Origin of the sequence: Salinicola sp. JS01, assembly GCF_030284585.1 — a bacterium.
Taxonomy (GTDB): Bacteria; Pseudomonadota; Gammaproteobacteria; order Pseudomonadales; family Halomonadaceae; genus Salinicola.
This window is the reverse complement of record NZ_CP127244.1, coordinates 2,127,506-2,141,910: the sequence shown is the minus strand read 5'-3', so window position 1 is coordinate 2,141,910 and position 14,405 is coordinate 2,127,506. Positions and strand designations below refer to the sequence as shown.

Sequence of the window (14,405 nt, the reverse complement as noted above, 5' to 3'; positions counted from 1 at the left end):
ATGTCGTCTTTCCAGGACAACAAAACTACTTACCTTTTCGCCAGCTGCAAGACCTGGCACCGACCCTATTTTGACGCCTTGACCGAGGATACCGGTGCAAACTGGGTCTGGGTGTCCTCCCCGGAGGAGCTGATAGAAGCGTTGGCACGGGTAACGCCCAGATATATTTTTTTCCTCCACTGGAGCTGGATCGTTCCACCGTCCATCTGGAACCACCACGAGTGTGTCTGTTTCCATATGACCGATGTGCCCTACGGTCGTGGTGGGAGCCCGTTACAGAATCTGATCATGGCAGGGCATCGTCACACCAAGCTGACCGCCTTGCGCATGGAGGGTGAGATGGACGCCGGCCCGGTTTATGCAAAAAGGGATCTGGCGCTGTCCGGCACAGCACAGCAGATTTATCTAAGAGCGGGCGCCCTGAGCGTGGATATCATGCTCTGGATGATATCGGCCACGCCAGAGCCGACGCCCCAGGTCGGTGAGCCGACCCTCTTCCAGCGCCGTACCCCGGCACAGAGCCGACTTCCCAAAGCCTGGGGACTGGATGGCCTCTATGACTTTATCAGAATGCTGGATGCGGACGGTTACCCGCACGCCTTTTTGGATTACGGTGAGTTCAGACTCGAATTGAGAGACGCGCAGCATCATGGCACTCAGCTGACGGCTGCCGTTACCCTTTACCAACTACCGAATGAGGCCAATGATGGCAGCGATAATTAACGGCCGCAAAATCGGGGAAGGTCACCCGCCTTATGTCATCGCCGAGGTGTCGGCTAACCACAATGGCTCTCTGGAGCGTGCGCTCGAGACGATCAAGTCGGCCCATGACAACGGCGCCCACGCGGTAAAGATACAGACCTACACCGCTGACACCATGACCATCGACTGTGACCGCGATGACTTCATGATTCAGGGCGGTCTTTGGGGTGGTTACAAGCTCTATGACCTTTATCGATGGGCCGAGACACCTTTCGAATGGCATCAGGCAATATTCGAGTACGCTGCCAGCTTGGGCATTACGGTCTTCTCCACCCCGTTCGATGAGTCTGCGGTAGATCTTCTGGAGTCACTGAATACACCCGCTTACAAGATTGCTTCGTTCGAGGCGACCGATCTTCCGCTGATCCGGTATATCGCCAGCAAAGGCAAACCGATCATCATATCGACGGGGATGTGTTCCGAATCGGAAATTGCCGAGGCGGTCGCCGTCGCTCGGGAAGGCGGCTGTGAGAATCTGGTACTGCTTCACTGCATCAGCAGCTATCCGGCGCCGATGGATCAGGCCAACCTGCTTCAGATGCCAGCGCTGACGGAGCGGTTCGGGACCATCCCCGGCCTTTCCGACCATACTCTGGGTACGACTGCTTCGGTGGCTGCGGTCGCGCTCGGTGCCTGCGTGATCGAAAAACACTTCACACTGAGTCGAAACGACAAAGGCCCGGATAGTGAGTTTTCCATCGAACCCGATGAGTTGAAGCGGCTTTGTCAGGAGTCTTTCGATGCCTGGTCAGCCCTGGGGGCGCGCGGTTTCGCTCGTCAGCCATCGGAAGCGGGGAACCGGCACTTCAGACGATCCGTCTATTTCGTCAAGGATCTGGATGCCGGTGAGAAGATCACTGCTGACCATATTCGCCGCATCAGGCCGGGCTTCGGATTGGCCCCCAAATATTTCGACCAGCTCATCGGCAGGCGCGTCAAGCAGCGCGTCGAGCGAGGCATGGCCACGTCCTGGGAGTTGATCGATGAGTAATATCGTCCTGGTGGTGGCGGCACATTCCGATGATGAAGCGCTTGGCTGTGGCGGTACCATGGCGCGGCATGTGGCGGAAGGCGACACCGTCTATGCGCTGTTTCTGGCCGATGGGACCAGTTCGCGAGCTGGCGCTGACTCTGCGGATCGTGAGCGGCGTCAACACGCCGCGGAGTCGGCTCGGCAGCTATTGGGCGCCGAGAAGTATTATTATCTCGACCTGCCGGACAATCGCCTGGATAGCTTAGCGTTGATCGATGTGGTGCAGCCGCTGGAAGCCGTGATCGAAGAGCTGCGGCCCAATATCATCTACACGCATCACTATGGCGATCTGAATGTGGATCATCGGGTGGCCCACCAGGCTGTACTGACCGCCTGTCGCCCGCAGCCACAATCCTGTGTGAAAGAAATCTATGCCTTTCAGGTGATGTCCAGCACGGAATGGAACAGCCCGGGTGTGCTGCCGTTCCTCCCCAGCTACGCTGTCGACATCTCATCCTATCTGGCGACTAAAGAAGCGGCCTTGCAAGCCTATGCCCTTGAAATGCGGGCGTTCCCGCACTCGAGGAGTATCCCGCATCTGCTGGATCTGGCGCGGCACAATGGTGCTGTCCATGGCCTGGAAGCGGCCGAGGTCTTCATGCAGATCAGGCGCATCAGGCAGTAGCCCATGTCATGAACGATACCGATTCCGGTACGTTACGCCGGACGAGATCAAGCTTATCGCGGATTGAGTAGCCTGATGTCTGGCCGATGACTGGTGTCTACTGGGTCGCTCGGTCATTCGCGAGCGAAGCTCGCTCCTACAGGCGGCTCATTCAGGTGTAGGTGGCGTAGGCTGCGTTGGTCGTCCGATCCCTCGCGAGCGCAGCTCGCTCCTACAGGAGGTTCACGCAGGCGTAGGTGTTGGTGCTTCGCTGATGGCGTCGTGCCCATTGTTGATGCGTCTCCGTAAGCGGTAGGGCATGTCTGCTGTAGGAGTGAGCTCTGCTCACGAATTCGTGAGTCTGGCCGCCGTCATCTATAGGGCCGCAGCGTGAGGTGGTGACGGTGGTCCGTGCTGGCCTCGGTAGTTGATGAGGTGTCGGCGGACTGGTCCTTCGCGAGCGCAGCTCGCTCCTACAGGGGACGGATTCGGTCGCGGGTGGCGTGGGCTACGTTGACGGATGCAGCCATTCGCGAGCAAAGCTAGCTCCCACACGGCTCATGCGCACGGGCATACATTTCATCTCGATGCATACAATCTAGTTTGCATGTATTTATCCCTGTATTGAGTGGTTTTTGTATGGCTGCTACCATTCCGAGGTCTATGAGACCCGGGTGGTGTCCGCTACGATTCTCCCCGGTAAGAGTGATGGCGAGATGAGAGCGAGGAGCGCGTTATGATCCAGACAATGCTGGTGCTGGCGGTGATCTTTATCGGGGTGGCGTTCGCCGTCTATCAGGTTTACGACATCTACTACGCGCAGAACGTCGGCGACGACGAAGCGCTGGCGATGCGTGAAGGGGCGAGCCGTGCTTCCGCGGCAGAGAGTGCGTTTGCAGCGCTGCGCGGGGTCTTTCCCGAGCGGTTGGTGAGCGCAGCACAGCGCGACGAGACGCTGTCGCGCAACCCCGAGCCGCTGCTGCGCCGGCGCAAGAGCATTGTGCTGGAGCAGGGAGTGAAGATTCGCTATCTGTCGCTGTGGACCGGTCGTCCGGTGGCGCACGACTGGCGCAAGGCCCTGCTGATCGTGGTGCTGGTCGATTGCCTGGTCGCCATGTTCCTCGGCGGCCTTAGCCTTTATACCGTTGCTTACGAAGTGCCCGGCGCCACCTTTGCCTGGATGAACGACCCCGTGGTGATCCTGGTGCTGCTGGCGCTGGTGATCCTTTTGACCCACGCGGTGGCCAAGCTGGATCTCTACCTGCACGATCTCTATCGCATTGGTCGTCTCAACCGGTATCTCGCCTGATGCCGGTCTGGGCCGAGGACGCCATGCCTTGGCTGCCGCGACTCTCGCTGGCGACGCGTCCGCTCTATCGTGCGATTGCCGATGCGATCGCCGAGGATATTGCCAATGGTCGTCTGGTGCCGAATCAGCAGTTACCGACCCAGCGCCAGCTCGCCGAGCATCTCGGGATCAACTTCACCACCGTGACCCGTGCCTACAACGAAGCGCGGGAGCGTGGCCTGATCGAAGCCCGGGTGGGCAGTGGCAGCTACGTGCGGGGCGAGTCACGCCCCGTCAGGCCGAGTGAGCCGCTGCCTCCGCCGGAAGTTCGGCGCGGTGCGGACATGAGCATGAACCTGCCGCCGGAACCGACGGACACCGCGCTGGCGGCGCAGATGCAGGCCGGGCTGGCGGCTTTGCAGCCGCGCCTGCCCGAGCTGCTGCGCTACCAGGAGTTCGGTGGATCGTTACGTGACCGCGAAGCCGGCGCGAGCTGGCTGTCGCGTCACTGGCCGGAAGTGCCCGTGGCCAGGCTGCAGGTCTGCCCCGGTGCCCAGAGCGCGCTGCTCTCCATTTTGACGCTGTTGAAGGCGACCGAGCCGAATGCCGTGGTGTGCTGCGCTGCGCTGACCTATCCCGGTCTGCGTGCCGTGGCCGGGCAACTGGGCATCCGACTGATTGGCTTGCCGGTCGACGAGGCGGGAATCGACCCCCAGGCTTTTGCCGCGGCCTGCGCGCGCTACTCGCCACGCGCGCTCTACTGCAACCCGACGCTGCACAATCCCACCACCTACACGATGCCGCCCGCCCGGCGCGAGGCGATCGCCGAGGTCGCTCGGCAGTATCAGGTGTCGATCATCGAGGATGATGCCTACGCTGCGCTACCGCGCCAACCGGTGGCACCGCTGGCAAGCTATGCGCCGGAGCTGACTTACTATATTGCCGGGCTGGCCAAGTGTCTGGGCGCGGGCCTGCGGCTGGCCTATGTAGTGGCGCCGGGGCAGGCAGAAACCCGACGCCTGGCCGGTGCCCTGCGCGCGACCACGGTGATGGCGTCTCCGTTGAATGCGGCGCTGGCCACCGAGTGGATCGAGAATGGCGTCGGCGCGCGCTGGCTGGAGGCGATACGTAACGAGACCCGCGCCCGCTATGCGCTGGTCGGCGAGTGGCTGCCTCAGGGTAGCTTCCGCGGGCAGCCGGACGCCTTCCATATCTGGATACCCCTGGCATCGCACTGGAGCCGGGCGGCCTTTGCCCATCGTCTAGGCAGCTTCGATATCAGCGTTGTGCCCAGTGATGCCTTCACCGTCTCCGGGCAGGCGCCGGAAGCGGTGCGTGTCTGCCTGGGTGGTACCATCAGCCGTCAGTCGCTGGCAGTGGCACTGGGTGATATCGCCCAGACTCTGCAGAGCCGCCCGGATCAGCATGTCGGGGTGATTTGACGCCGGTAAACGATGTGTATCTGTCTGTCATTAGCGTCGCTGTAGGATGTACCGATGCGCAACCGCCCGCCCGGGGAGACCCGGGCGGGCGGTTGGCGTTTCAGGCGGGGATGGCAGCGCTGTTGTCGGCTCGGCGGCGCGCAGGCTCGCCGGGCCGGTTCAGGAGGCGACTCGGGCGTGGGAGGCGTGGAGCAGCTGCTCGATCGGCGAGATGTTGGCGGTGAGCCGCTCGGCGGCCTCGATCACGGCGCGATCGCGCCCGGCGCTGGCGTGGAAGTCGCCCTCGATCTGGGTGACGTGGATCAGCACCCGCCGGAAGGCCTGGTAGAGATCGGTCTCGGGCGCGCGCGGATAGCGCCAGAACAGTTCCAGGTCGTCGCTCGCCGCCAGCCCCGGCAGGCAGTAGTGGGCGTCGCTGAGAGCGAATAGCGGACAGCCTTCGGCCAGGGCCAGGTGAGCTTCGGGTTCGCCCTGGCCGACCCAGCCACTGGCGTGGGGCAGCAGTCGCGGTAGCTGCATGGGGTCGAGAAAGCCGAGACGCTCGCCCAGTGCCAGCCGCCGTGCCAGGCGTGCCGCCCAACGGCGGGGCGGGCGCCGATGGTGATCGGCCGCGGTCGGCAGCAGCAGCAGCCGGCAGCGGGCCGAGGCGACGCGGGCGAAGCCGGCGATCACGCGCTCGAGGTGGCAGCGCTGGGGAGCCTGGCCGTCGTGGCCCAATTGGCCCCCGGTGGAGAGAATGAAAAAGGGCCCCTGGTCTAACTCGGCGGCGCGTGTCCGCTGGCCGACCGGCGATGGCGTCATGGGCCAGATGGGGGGCCGCTGGTCGGTCATGGGAGACACGCTCGCGGCTCCACGCCGCGGGGTCAGCCGTGCGCCCAGCCGATAGAGCGTGGGCAGCGCTGGTGCCAGTAACCCGGGTGCCGGCCATACGGCCGGTGCGGCCGGCTCGCTGAGCCCCTCGGCGGCGGCGTGGAACCACCAGGGGTCGCGTGGCAGCAGCGAGCGCGCGCCGCTGCCTTCACGCTCCAGCGTGATGCGGCCCGGACCCAGATAGCCGTGCTCGAAGAGGTGATTGCGGATGCCGTAGCGCCGGGCGAGCGCAACCGCCAGAGCGTGCGCGGGGGGATTCATCTGGAACAGCACTTGGTCGGTCACGTGGTACTGACGCCACAGTTCGCCGAGTACATGGGGCAGCATCGCCAGCGGATCGCGAAAGCTCAGCGCGCCGGGGTGGTGCCAGTAGAGACGCTCACCGAGATGCAAGTGCAACTTGACCACGCGATGCCCATCGTCCAACAGGCGCTGGGCCAGCTGGTCGAAGAAGGGAGAGGCGGGGCCTTCCAGGAACAGATAGGTGCGTTGGGGAAAGAACATGGCGGCGTATCCGGCGTGTCAGGGCCGGTGTGCGCATGCCCGTGATGATGCCCGTAATGAGCGCGCGGGAACGCGATGCCGGCGGGTATTCTGACTCTAGCCACGGCGTTGCGTCGCGGCATGACCCAATCGCATGAATCTGGCGCTGGCTTATATCAGCGTTTTCGCTTCCTCAGGGCCGAGATATCTCAGTCCGGCGGGTGCCGGCGGCGGAGGGTGGGGGAGGAGAGGGCAGAACCCAAATGCCAGACGCCCCATGCAGGGATAGGGCGTCTGGTATTCGCGGGTGCGCGCGGCCCGTGGTGACAGGCCGGCGCGCGGTCGCTCAGTTGGCGGGGGGCTTCTGCATCAGCTGGGCGTAGTCGAGCAGGATCTGCGAGGTTTCCTGCAGCTCGGCGCGGTCGATCGGCTCGACGTCGTCGGCCTTGTCGCCTTTATCGTTCTGCTTGCCCTTGTCGTCCTTGGCGCCCTTGTCGTTCGCGGTGCCACTGTCACTCGCATTCGACTGGCCGTCGTCGGCCGCGGAGCGATCGCGGGCGTCGACCCAGCTCGTCAGCGGTTCCAGGCCTAGCGCGCGGCGCCGCTGATTCTCCAGCGCCAGCTGCTCGGTCTCCTGAGCTTCCATCTCGCGTTTGCGCTGCTCGGCGTTGAGGCTGATGCTGGTCTGCTGCTCGCGCAGACGCTTGATCAACTGAGCCTGTTTCTCCAGATAGACGAAGTCCGGATCGTTGGCGACACGCTTGTCATGGCGGTCCTGCAGGCTCTCCAGATAGCGCCAGGGCTGGCCATACAGCCGGTACTGCACCGGACGCACGCGATCCCAGGGCAGGGCGTTGTCGAGGGCGCTCTCACCGATCTCGTCGGGATCGATCAGGCTCGGGAAGAGAATGTCGGGCTCGACACCGCGGTTCTGGGTGCTCTCGCCGGAGATGCGGTAGAACTTGGCGCGGGTGAGTTTAATCTGGCCGTGGCTCAGATCGCTCAGAGTCTGCACCGTGCCCTTGCCGAAGGTGCGGCTACCGATCACCAGGCCGCGGCCGTAATCCTGGATCGCGCCGGCGAAGATCTCCGAGGCGGAGGCGGAAAGGCGATTGACCAGCACCGCCAGCGGGCCGTCGTAGGCCACGCCGGCGTCGGTGTCGCCATACAGGTTGATGCGACCGCGAGCATCGCGCACCTGCACCGTGGGGCCGCGGTCGATGAACAGGCCGATCATCGAGTTGGCCTCCTGCAGGGCGCCGCCGCCGTCGTTGCGCAGGTCGAGCACGATACCTTCGACGTTCTGCGCCTTGAGCTTGGCGATCTCCTTGGCCACGTCGCGGGTGGTGCTGCGGTAGTCGGTCTCGCCCGCCTGCCAGGCGTCGAAGTCGACGTAGAAGGCAGGCACGGTGATGATCCCGATCTTGTGGGTTTGACCGTCGCGCTGGATCTCCTCGACCTTGCTGTGGGCAGCCTGATCCTCGAGCTTGACCGTGTCGCGGGTGATCTTGACCTGCTGGGTGCGGGTGACGTCGACCGCCTTGGCCGGGATGATGTCGAGGCGCACGGTGGAGCCCTTGGGCCCGCGAATCAGCTCGACCACCTGATCCAGACGCATGCCGACCACATTGACCATGTCGCCGTCGTTGCCCTGACCGACCGCAACGATGCGATCTGCCGGTTGCAGCACGCCGCTCTTGTCCGCCGGCCCGCCGGGCACCAGGCTGGAGACCTTGACGTACTCGCCATCGTTCTGGAGCAGCGCGCCGATCCCCTCGAGCGACAGCCGCATCTGGATGTCGAACGACTCTCCCTGCTGCGGCGAGAGGTATTCGGTATGCGGGTCGACGGTGCCGGTGACCGCGGCCATCAGCAGCACCAGCACGTCCTCGGCATTGGTCTGACGCACCCGGTTGAGCTGGTTGGTGTAGCGATCGTGCAGCGTCTTCTGGATCTGCTCCGGCGTCTGGTCGTTGAGCGACAGCGTCAGCGCGGCGTTCTCGAGGCGCTTGCTCCACAGCGCGTCGAGGGACGCCTCGCTGCCGGCCCAGGGCGAGTCCTTGCGGTCGAGCGCCAGGCGCTCGTTACCGGTATAGGTGTAGTCGATGCCTTGATCGACCCGCGCCACCAGCCACTGCAGGCGCGCTTCGACACGATCCTGGTAACGTGAATAGAAGGCATAGACGCGGTCCAGATCGCCATCCTCGACGGCGTCATCGAGCGTGGTGTCGAGGTCGCTGAAGTCGTCGACGTCGCGCTGCAGCAGATAGGCTCGCTGATCGTCGAGCACGTCGAGCAGGCGCTTGAAGGCGCGCTTCGACCAGGCATCGTCGAGGGTGACCTCAGCGTAGGAGCCGTACTGTATCGCCTCCGCCACTTCCGTCGCCGCCTGGCGCTGTGCATCGGTTGGGGTGGGACCGGCCAGCGCCACGACGCTCCATGCCAGCAGTAGCAAACACATGGCCGCGTGCCGAGCGGCGACAGTCAGGGTTATCAATGAAGCACTCCCGGTTTCCTGTACACTCTGTTCCCTTTAAGACTACCGGCTGTTCCCTTTCAGACCACCGGATCCATGAATCTTTTTCAGGTCCAAAATCCATTGTAGCAGTCGTATCGACTGCCGACCGACCGCCGTTCGAGGAACCTCATGTCCGACCCCGTCGCCGCCGATACCATTTCCGACACAGCGCTCGCCAATAACGCCGTCATCGATCGCCTGATCGATTTCCTCGCCCGCTCGCCCTCGCCCTGGCACGCCACGGCCAATCTCGTCGAGCGTCTCGAAGCCGCCGGCTATCGCCGACTGCGCGAGACCGACAGCTGGCAGCTGACGCCGGGCGACAAGGTCTACGTCACGCGTAACGACAGCTCGCTGATTGCGCTGCAGCTACCGGCTACGCCGCTGCAGGCTCTGCGCATGGTCGGGGCGCATACCGACAGCCCGGCGCTCAGGCTCAAGCCGCAGCCGGCGGTGGTCAACAAGGGCTGGCTGCAGCTGGGCGTGCAGGTCTACGGCGGAGCACTGCTGGCGCCCTGGTTCGACCGTGATCTGGGACTCTCCGGCCGGGTGCATGTTCGTCGAGCCGACGGCCGACTGCAAGGGTTATTGATCAATGTTTCCGAACCCGTGGCGATCATCCCCAGTCTGGCGATCCACCTCGACCGCGAGGCCAACAGCGGCCGCGCCATGAACGCCCAGACCCAGATGGCGCCGGTGTTTCTGCAGGGCGGCCAGGCGGACGACGTGACGCGTCTGCTGCAGCAGTGGATCGCCGCCGAGCACGACATCCAGGACGCCGAGATCGTCGACTTCGAACTGGGCTTCCACGACGTGCAGCCTCCGGCGCGGGTCGGGGTCGCGGGGGAGCTTTTGGCCAGCGCCCGGCTCGACAATCTGCTCTCCTGCTTCATCGGTCTCGAGGCGCTGCTCGGCTGCGATGGCAGCCAGGGGGCGGTATTGGTCGCCAACGACCATGAGGAGGTCGGCAGCGCCAGCGCCTGCGGCGCCCAGGGGCCGTTTCTGGCCGATGTGCTGCGCCGGGTCAATGCGGCGCTGGGCGAGGCCGGTGACGAGGGCTTCGTACGCCTGATCCAGCGTTCGCTGATGATCTCCTGCGACAACGCCCATGCGCTGCACCCCAACTTCGCCGACAAGCACGACCCCAATCATGGGCCGGCGATCAACGCGGGCCCGGTGATCAAGGTCAACGCCAGCCAGCGCTACGCCACCAACAGTGCCACCGCCGCGCTGTTCCACGATCTCTGCCGCGAGGCCGAGGTGCCGGTGCAGCAGTTCGTGACCCGCGCCGACATGGGCTGTGGCAGCACCATCGGGCCGATCACCGCTACCGAGCTGGGCGTGCCCACGATCGATGTCGGCGTGCCGCAGTGGGGCATGCACTCGATCCGCGAGACCGCCGGTACCCGCGACCCGGGCTATCTGATTCGGGCGCTGATCGCGTTCTACAATCGGGCGACGCTCGACACGGCGCACGACGCCTAAGGGTGGTACGACACCAGGGACTGTACGAAAAGAGAAGCCTTATTGGGCGACTCTCTTACCCGGCCTGAGGGGAACAGCATGGCGACACTGAGGGTGGAGGAGACGCGCTTCGCGCTGGCCGAGCGCTTCACCATCTCGCGCGGGGCGCGCAGCGAAGCGCGGGTGGTGACGGTGAGCCTGAGCGACGCCGGCCACGTGGGTCATGGCGAGTGCGTGCCCTATGCCCACTATGGCGAGTCGGTGGCGAGCGTCATCGCGCAGATCGAATCGCTGCGGGAAGCTCTCGCCAGCGGGCTGGATCGCGAGGCGCTGCAGACTCGGCTGCCGGCCGGCGCGGCGCGCAACGCGGTGGACTGTGCGCTATGGGATCTGGAGGCCAAGCGGCGTGCCATGCCGGTGTGGGCGCTGGCGGGGCTGGCGCCGCCGCAGGTGCAGGTATGCGCCTATACGCTGTCGCTGGATACGCCGGCGGCCATGCGCGACAAGGCCCGGTGCCACGCCGAGCGCCCACTGCTCAAGATCAAGCTGGGCGGGGAGGGGGATCTCGAACGCCTGCGCGCGGTGCGCGAGGGAGCGCCGCGGGCGCGGCTCATCGTCGATGCCAACGAGGGCTGGGATCTGCCCACCTACCAGCGTCTCGCGCCGCGGCTGGTCGAGCTGGGTATCGAGATGGTCGAGCAGCCGCTGCCCGCCGCTGACGACGCCTCACTGGCGCAGATCGAGCGGCGGCTGCCGGTGTGTGCCGATGAGGCCTGTCATGATCGCAGCTCGCTGGCAGCACTGGTGGGGCGCTACGACCTGATCAATATCAAGCTCGACAAGAGCGGCGGTCTGACCGAAGCCCTGGCGCTCAAGCGCGAGGCGCAGGCCTTGGGGTTCGGGGTGATGGTGGGCTGCATGGTGGGGTCGTCGCTGTCGATGGCGCCGGCACTGCTGGTGGCCCAGGGGGCGGCGGTGGTCGATCTCGACGGGCCGCTGCTGCTGGCCCGGGACCGCGATCCGGGACTGCACTACGATGCGATGGGGGTGCATCCCGCGCCGCCAGCGCTCTGGGGGTGAGTCCCGCCAGGTTTATCGAGAGGATAGGCAAGACGATGCCCTGCAAAAACGCCAAAGCCCACGCGAGGTGGGCTTTGGCGTCGTATCTGGTGGCTACGCCCTGATTCGAACAGGGGACCCCATCATTATGAGTGATGTGCTCTAACCAGCTGAGCTACGTAGCCGTCGTGGTCACGCTTGATGTGTGACAACGGAGGCGAATACTAGCATAACCCGATGAAACGTCAACGCTTTTTTGCATGAATCCGATCCTCGGGCCATGCCGGGGCGCGCTACTGTCGGGCCCCGGCACATGGCGGCGCTCAGACGTTGAAGCGGAAGTGCATCACGTCGCCGTCCTGGACCACGTAGGCCTTGCCTTCCAGGCGCCACTTGCCGGCTTCCTTGGCGCCGTTCTCGCCGCCCAGGGCGACGAAATCGTCATAGCTGACCACTTCGGCGCGGATGAAGCCCTTCTCGAAGTCGGTGTGGATCACGCCCGCCGCCTGCGGAGCGGTGGCGCCGACCTTGACCGTCCACGCCCGGACTTCCTTCACGCCTGCGGTGAAGTAGGTCTGCAGGCCCAGCAGCCCATAGCCTGCCCGGATGACGCGATCGAGCCCGGGCTCTTCCATACCCATCTCATCGAGGAACATGGCGCGCTCCTCGTCCTCGAGCTCGGCGATCTCCGCTTCCAGCTTGTTGCACACCGGCACCACGACGGCGTTCTCGCTGGCGGCGATGCGACGCACCGTATCGAGATGGGGATTGTTGTCGAAGCCGTCTTCGTTGACGTTGGCGATGTACATCGTCGGCTTGAGCGTCAGGAAACCGAAGCTGCGCAGCTGACGCTGCTCGTCTTCGTCCAGGCCGAAGCTGCGCAGCGGCTGACCCTCGGCCAGATGCGGCTGGATACGATCGAGGATCGCCTTGGTGGCGATTGCCTCCTTGTCGCCGCCCTTGACCACGCGGGTCAGACGCTGGATCGAGCGCTCCACCGCGTCGAGATCGGCCAGTGCGAGCTCGAGGTTGATGGTTTCGATATCGGCGGTGGGGTCGACCTGATTGGCGACGTGGATGACGTTGTCGTCATCGAAGCAGCGCACCACATGGGCGATCGCGTCGGTCTCACGGATGTTGGCCAGGAACTGGTTGCCGAGGCCTTCGCCCTTGGAGGCGCCCTCGACCAGACCGGCGATATCGACGAACTCCATGGTCGTGGGCACGACCTTCTCCGGCTTGACGATCTCGGCCAGCTTGTCGAGCCGCGGGTCCGGCATCGGCACGATGCCGGTGTTCGGCTCGATGGTGCAGAAGGGGAAGTTCTCGGCGTCGATGCCGGAGCGTGTCAAGGCGTTGAAGAGCGTCGACTTGCCGACGTTGGGCAGACCGACGATGCCGCAGTTGAATCCCATGAGCGCTTCCTGGAAAGAGAGTTCGTGACGCGTGAAAGATCGCTATTCTACTCGACCCGTGGCGCCGGCGATAACACGTGTATGGCGCGGGGTCGGCTGACGGGGGCGTGGCTCAGGCGGAAAAGGCGTGCAGGCGATTCATCGCCTTGGCCCAGTGGCCGTCGAGGGCGTCGGGCAGGGTGACGACGATCTCGTCGAGCGCTGCATCGATGGCTTCGCGCTCCGTCTTGCCAGGACGGCCGAGCACATAGTTGGTCACCAGCTTGGCACTGCCCGGGTGGCCGATGCCGACCCGCAGCCGATGAAAGCCGTTGTGGTTGCCGAACGCGCTGATGATGTCGCGCAGGCCGTTGTGGCCGCCATGACCGCCGCCGGTCTTGTAGCGCGCCGTACCCGGGGCGATGTCGAGCTCGTCGTGAGCCACGATTACCTCGTCCGGGGCAATCTTGAAGAACTGGCACAGCGCGGCCACTGAGGCACCGCTGCGGTTCATGAAAGTGGTGGGGTTGAGCAGGTGCAGATCGTGCCTACCCAGGCGGATCTTGGCGTACAGACCCAGAAACTTGCGCTCGGGACGCAGCGTCTGCGCTGCGTCCCTCGCGAGGCGCTCGACCAGCCAGGCGCCGGCATTGTGGCGGGTGTCTTCGTATTCCGGCCCCGGGTTACCGAGACCGATGATCGCTTTCACGTCGCCCATGCCGTCGCCTGCTCTCGTCGCGTGCCGCGAAGCTTACGCTTCGTCTTTCGGTTCGCCGTCTTCGTCGACGCCTTCACCGGCCACTTCGTCGTCACGTGCCACGGTCGGGTGAGTCACGCTGACCACGCCGGCATCGTGCTCTTCGCCGTGGGTCAGTTCGACCAGGGTCACACCTTCCGGCAGCTTGAGGTCGGAGAGGTGGATGGTCTCGCCGAGGCCCAGATTGGCGACGTCGACTTCGAGGTATTCCGGCAGCTTGGACGGCAGGCAGCTGATCTGGACGTCGTTGTTGAGGACGTGGAGCACGCCGCCTTCGTCCTTGACGCCCTTGCAGCTCTCTTCGTTGAGGAAGTGCAGCGGGACGTTCAGGGTCAGCTCGTGGGTCGCATCGACACGCATGAAGTCAGCGTGGGTCACCAGGGCCTTGTACGGATGGCGCTGGAGGTCACGGATGACGACCTGCTCGCTCTTGCCGTCGATCTGGATGTCGATGACCGAGGAGAAGAAGGCTTCGTCTTCGATCGCCTTGTAGAAGGCCGGCTTGTCGATGGTGATCGGCTGCGGGGCGGCTTCGCCACCGTAGATGATCGCGGCGACCTGTTCGTTCTTGCGGCGCAGGCGGCGGCTCGCACCTTTCCCCAGCTCCGTACGAACATTGGCTGTCAGGGTGTAATGGGACATGAGTTGTCACCTCTATCGATAGAAAAGGAGTACGGCACCGCCCGCGACCAGGCCGTGCCGTCTCCATTGGCGCGACTGCCCTCACGGCA

At 64.5% G+C, this 14,405-nt stretch carries 12 protein-coding genes and 1 tRNA gene; 7 read left to right on the top strand and 6 right to left on the bottom strand.

All coding sequences use genetic code 11. From position 1 onward, the window contains the following. The 5 genes from QO259_RS09725 to QO259_RS09705 all read left to right on the top strand — a co-directional run bounded on the left by QO259_RS09725 (nt 1) and on the right by QO259_RS09705 (nt 5,129). Nucleotides 1-723, top strand: a complete 723-nt coding sequence (locus QO259_RS09725; protein ID WP_285952641.1) for a formyl transferase — start codon at nt 1-3, stop codon at nt 721-723. Beyond that, nucleotides 707-1,753, top strand: a complete 1,047-nt coding sequence (gene pseI, locus QO259_RS09720; protein ID WP_285952640.1) for a pseudaminic acid synthase — start codon at nt 707-709, stop codon at nt 1,751-1,753. The genes QO259_RS09725 and pseI overlap by 17 nt, the downstream gene beginning before the upstream one ends. Continuing rightward, nucleotides 1,746-2,420, top strand: coding sequence for a PIG-L deacetylase family protein (locus QO259_RS09715; RefSeq protein WP_285952639.1), 675 nt, complete (start codon nt 1,746-1,748; stop codon nt 2,418-2,420). Before pseI ends, QO259_RS09715 begins: the two co-directional genes overlap by 8 nt. 715 nt (nt 2,421-3,135) lie before the next feature. After that, the gene (locus tag QO259_RS09710) at nt 3,136-3,708 is read left to right on the top strand and encodes a hypothetical protein (RefSeq protein ID WP_285952638.1); all 573 of its coding nucleotides are present in this window, start codon (nt 3,136-3,138) and stop codon (nt 3,706-3,708) included. Nucleotides 3,709-3,731: 23 nt separating this feature from the next. Further along, on the top strand, nt 3,732-5,129 hold the full coding sequence (locus QO259_RS09705; RefSeq protein ID WP_285952637.1) for an aminotransferase-like domain-containing protein: 1,398 nt from the start codon (nt 3,732-3,734) through the stop codon (nt 5,127-5,129). A gap of 159 nt (nt 5,130-5,288) precedes the next feature. Here QO259_RS09705 and QO259_RS09700 read toward each other — a convergent pair whose 3' ends face one another. Together QO259_RS09700 and QO259_RS09695 are read right to left on the bottom strand one after the other, a co-directional pair. Next, nucleotides 5,289-6,503, bottom strand: coding sequence for a capsular polysaccharide export protein, LipB/KpsS family (locus QO259_RS09700; RefSeq protein ID WP_285952636.1), 1,215 nt, complete (start codon nt 6,501-6,503; stop codon nt 5,289-5,291). Nucleotides 6,504-6,828: 325 nt separating this feature from the next. Beyond that, entirely contained in the window at nt 6,829-8,943 is a 2,115-nt protein-coding gene (locus tag QO259_RS09695; protein ID WP_285952635.1) for a carboxy terminal-processing peptidase, read from the bottom strand. A gap of 186 nt (nt 8,944-9,129) precedes the next feature. Here QO259_RS09695 and QO259_RS09690 point away from each other — a divergent pair, with 186 nt between their 5' ends. Then, nucleotides 9,130-10,485 carry a M18 family aminopeptidase gene (locus QO259_RS09690; protein ID WP_285952634.1) on the top strand — a complete coding sequence of 452 codons (1,356 nt, stop codon included), beginning with the start codon at nt 9,130-9,132 and terminating at the stop codon, nt 10,483-10,485. Nucleotides 10,486-10,563: 78 nt separating this feature from the next. Then, a complete protein-coding gene (gene dgcA, locus QO259_RS09685) occupies nt 10,564-11,544 on the top strand; it encodes an N-acetyl-D-Glu racemase DgcA (protein WP_285952633.1) in 981 nt (326 codons plus the stop codon). An 87-nt stretch (nt 11,545-11,631) separates the two neighbouring features. Here dgcA and QO259_RS09680 read toward each other — a convergent pair. The 4 genes from QO259_RS09680 to QO259_RS09665 all read right to left on the bottom strand — a co-directional run bounded on the left by QO259_RS09680 (nt 11,632) and on the right by QO259_RS09665 (nt 14,316). Next, nucleotides 11,632-11,708 (bottom strand) — tRNA-Met (locus QO259_RS09680). Nucleotides 11,709-11,846: 138 nt separating this feature from the next. Further along, nucleotides 11,847-12,938 carry a redox-regulated ATPase YchF gene (ychF, locus tag QO259_RS09675; protein WP_285952632.1) on the bottom strand — a complete coding sequence of 364 codons (1,092 nt, stop codon included), beginning with the start codon at nt 12,936-12,938 and terminating at the stop codon, nt 11,847-11,849. Between the two features lie 112 nt (nt 12,939-13,050). Beyond that, nucleotides 13,051-13,635 (bottom strand): aminoacyl-tRNA hydrolase, encoded by a 585-nt coding sequence (gene pth / locus QO259_RS09670; protein ID WP_233076447.1) that lies wholly within the window; start codon nt 13,633-13,635, stop codon nt 13,051-13,053. A gap of 33 nt (nt 13,636-13,668) precedes the next feature. Beyond that, the gene (locus QO259_RS09665) at nt 13,669-14,316 is read right to left on the bottom strand and encodes a 50S ribosomal protein L25/general stress protein Ctc (RefSeq protein ID WP_035471551.1); all 648 of its coding nucleotides are present in this window, start codon (nt 14,314-14,316) and stop codon (nt 13,669-13,671) included. Between the last annotated feature and the right edge of the window lie 89 nt (nt 14,317-14,405).

Excerpts from the sequence above, each read along its gene's own strand:
- dgcA (WP_285952633.1), top strand. The coding sequence starts at position 10,564 with ATGGCGACACTGAGGGTGGAGGAGACGCGCTTCGCGCTGGCCGAGCGC.
- pseI (WP_285952640.1), top strand. The coding sequence starts at position 707 with ATGGCAGCGATAATTAACGGCCGCAAAATCGGGGAAGGTCACCCGCCT.
- QO259_RS09725 (WP_285952641.1), top strand. The coding sequence starts at position 1 with ATGTCGTCTTTCCAGGACAACAAAACTACTTACCTTTTCGCCAGCTGC.
- QO259_RS09710 (WP_285952638.1), top strand. The coding sequence starts at position 3,136 with ATGATCCAGACAATGCTGGTGCTGGCGGTGATCTTTATCGGGGTGGCG.
- QO259_RS09695 (WP_285952635.1), bottom strand. The coding sequence starts at position 8,943 with ATGTGTTTGCTACTGCTGGCATGGAGCGTCGTGGCGCTGGCCGGTCCC.
- QO259_RS09705 (WP_285952637.1), top strand. The coding sequence starts at position 3,732 with ATGCCTTGGCTGCCGCGACTCTCGCTGGCGACGCGTCCGCTCTATCGT.
- QO259_RS09665 (WP_035471551.1), bottom strand. The coding sequence starts at position 14,316 with ATGTCCCATTACACCCTGACAGCCAATGTTCGTACGGAGCTGGGGAAA.
- pth (WP_233076447.1), bottom strand. The coding sequence starts at position 13,635 with ATGGGCGACGTGAAAGCGATCATCGGTCTCGGTAACCCGGGGCCGGAA.
- QO259_RS09715 (WP_285952639.1), top strand. The coding sequence starts at position 1,746 with ATGAGTAATATCGTCCTGGTGGTGGCGGCACATTCCGATGATGAAGCG.
- QO259_RS09700 (WP_285952636.1), bottom strand. The coding sequence starts at position 6,503 with ATGTTCTTTCCCCAACGCACCTATCTGTTCCTGGAAGGCCCCGCCTCT.
- QO259_RS09690 (WP_285952634.1), top strand. The coding sequence starts at position 9,130 with ATGTCCGACCCCGTCGCCGCCGATACCATTTCCGACACAGCGCTCGCC.
- ychF (WP_285952632.1), bottom strand. The coding sequence starts at position 12,938 with ATGGGATTCAACTGCGGCATCGTCGGTCTGCCCAACGTCGGCAAGTCG.